The sequence below is a fragment of the Acidovorax sp. KNOB132 genome (genome assembly GCF_057541515.1).
Genome location: NZ_BAAJYT010000420.1, coordinates 1 through 2,137, shown reverse-complemented (window position 1 = coordinate 2,137; position 2,137 = coordinate 1). Strand labels below are relative to the sequence as shown.

The following is a 2,137-nucleotide window of genomic DNA, read 5'->3' as shown; positions in this document are numbered from 1 at the left end:
GCCGCGTGCCTGGCCGGCGTGGGGGTGGCGGGGCTCAACGCCCTGGCGATGGTGCACGACGCCCGGCTGGTGCGGGGTGCGCCGGCTCCGGCCGCTCCGCCGGCCTGACGCCTTCGGGCGGCGATTCTTGCACCGCAGCAATTCGGGAACGGGTCCGACACGGCGGCCCTGGCGCCTGCCATGTAATGGGTTTCAGCTGCGCGGGTTCCGTGCAGCCCCCGCAACCCCGAGGAGGACCATCCCATGAAGCAACACGCCACCATCCGCGGAGAAGTCACGTACCGCGAAGGCGACGGCATGCCGATCGCCATTCCCGAGGGCCCGGTCGAACTCGCCCACGCCCCCGACAGCGTGACACTGAGCTGGACGGCGGACAACGACGCCGCCGGCCTGGCCGCCATGCCGCGCGACCAGTACGAGCTCTACGTGCAGGACGGCAAGATCCTGCCCAAGGGCGGCCAGGCGGAGCAGGAAGACCACGTAGCCCCGGCCAGCGCCTGACCTCCCCCGCCATTTCATGACCCAACCGCTGCAGCGGCGGCCGCCCCCGCCGCCGCTGCACGCCATTCTCAACTTCAGACTCAGGGCACGGGGCGGGTGAGGTACACCGCCTCGCGGCCCACGATGGGCGCGCGCGTGGGCATCATCACCGTGCAGCCGTCGCACAGCGCGCGGATCTCCTGCGCGCCGTCGGTGGCGATCAGCTCGCCCTCGGCAAACACTTCGAACCCCACCAGCGGCCGCGTGAAGCGGAACTCCGGCGTCGTCACCATGCAGGTTTGGAGCAGCTCGTAGCGGCGCTGCGGACCGGGCGCAGGGCGCTCGCGTTCGATCAGCCCGAAGTACCCCAGAAAATCCAGCGCCGCCGTGGTGGCCACCTCGCCCGCCGAGCGCAAAAAGTGCTGCCCGCACTCCACCACCAGCCCCGTGCCCGCACCGCCCGCCTCGCCCAGGCGGCCGTGCTGGATCAGCGGCGTGCCCGACCCCAGCCCGCTGGGCATGAGCAGGTGCACGCCCGGCCGGCCGATGGCGCAGGCCACTTCGGTATTGCGCGAATAGGCGGGGTACACCCAGAACGGCTCGACGTCCTGGCTGGTGGAGTGGATGTCCAGCACGTGGTCGCCGCGGCCACCACGGGGCGCAGCTCGCGCGCGCGGCGCATCTCGATGCTGTCCAGGCTGCCGTCCAGCTCGGCCGCCGACCACACGCGATTGAGGTTGTGGTCGATCTGGCGGCTGTCGAACGGCCGGCTCTCGTCGAATGACTCGTAGGCCTGCACGTTGGCGAAGCTGATGGTGAGCGTGCCCTTCAACGGGCGCACGCCGCTGTCCAGCAGGTGCGTGGCGGCCACCATGCCGCAGATCTCGTTGCCATGCGTGAGCGCATTGATGAGCACGTGCGGCCCGGGCTGGCCGGAGGCGAAACGGTGCACATAGGGGATGCCGGTGTTGCCCTCGCGGTAGGCGGACAGATCGCGGGGGCAGGACTTCGAACAGGGGCGGGGTGAGGGTCATCGCGGTGCGGCGGAGGGCGCCATCGGCTGCGGCGGCCCGTCCGGGGTGAAGGTGGTGGGGAAGCCGGCCATCGTAGCCGCACCGCGCGGCCTTTGCAGGGCCCGGCGCGGTCCCCGTCACGCCATGCCGGACACCGGAATGGCGCTCTTGTACGATCGCCGGCACCGGCCCCCGCCCTTGGGAGCGGTCCGCGCAACCCACCCCCCTGTCCATGACCCCGCCCTCCATCACGTGGCTCCCGCTCGCGCAAGCACATGCGCGTTGGCCCGGCGGCTGGCGCGAGGCATTGACCAGGGCGCACGGCACGGCCCCGCCGCTCGCGGACGCCAGCCGGGTGTGCTGCTTGGAGGGCCCTCTGTCGCTGCCCGAACTGGCCTGGGATGGGACAGCGCCCTGGCCGCCCGGCACGTGGGCGGATGCCTTTGCCCTGCCTGCCGGCGCCCCCGCGCCCCGCGCTGCTGCTGGTGCACGGCGACCTGCACGTGGCGGGCGCGTCACCGCCCCCCCGCACCGGGCATGGCCGCCCCCGGCCTGGTGGTGTGCGGTGATGCGCACTGGGGGCATGCGGTGTTGGAAAACATGCCGGTGGTCATCACCGGCGCCTGCAGGTGGACGGGCTGCTG

1 protein-coding gene and 1 pseudogene are annotated in these 2,137 nt (G+C 72.3%); one reads left to right on the top strand and one right to left on the bottom strand.

What is annotated here, in order from left to right:
- The first annotated feature begins 243 nt into the window (after positions 1 to 243).
- On the top strand, positions 244 to 501 hold the full coding sequence (locus AC27IO_RS23280; protein ID WP_272564030.1) for a hypothetical protein: 258 nt from the start codon (positions 244 to 246) through the stop codon (positions 499 to 501).
- An 80-nt stretch (positions 502 to 581) separates the two neighbouring features.
- Here the strand turns inward: AC27IO_RS23280 and AC27IO_RS23275 are convergent.
- Positions 582 to 1,514 (bottom strand): annotated as a pseudogene (locus AC27IO_RS23275) (M14 family metallopeptidase).
- Positions 1,515 to 2,137 lie beyond the last annotated feature (623 nt).

What these genes read in the sequence shown, in the direction of transcription:
- AC27IO_RS23280 (WP_272564030.1), top strand. Translation starts at nt 244, where the DNA reads ATGAAGCAACACGCCACCATCCGCGGAGAAGTCACGTACCGCGAAGGC.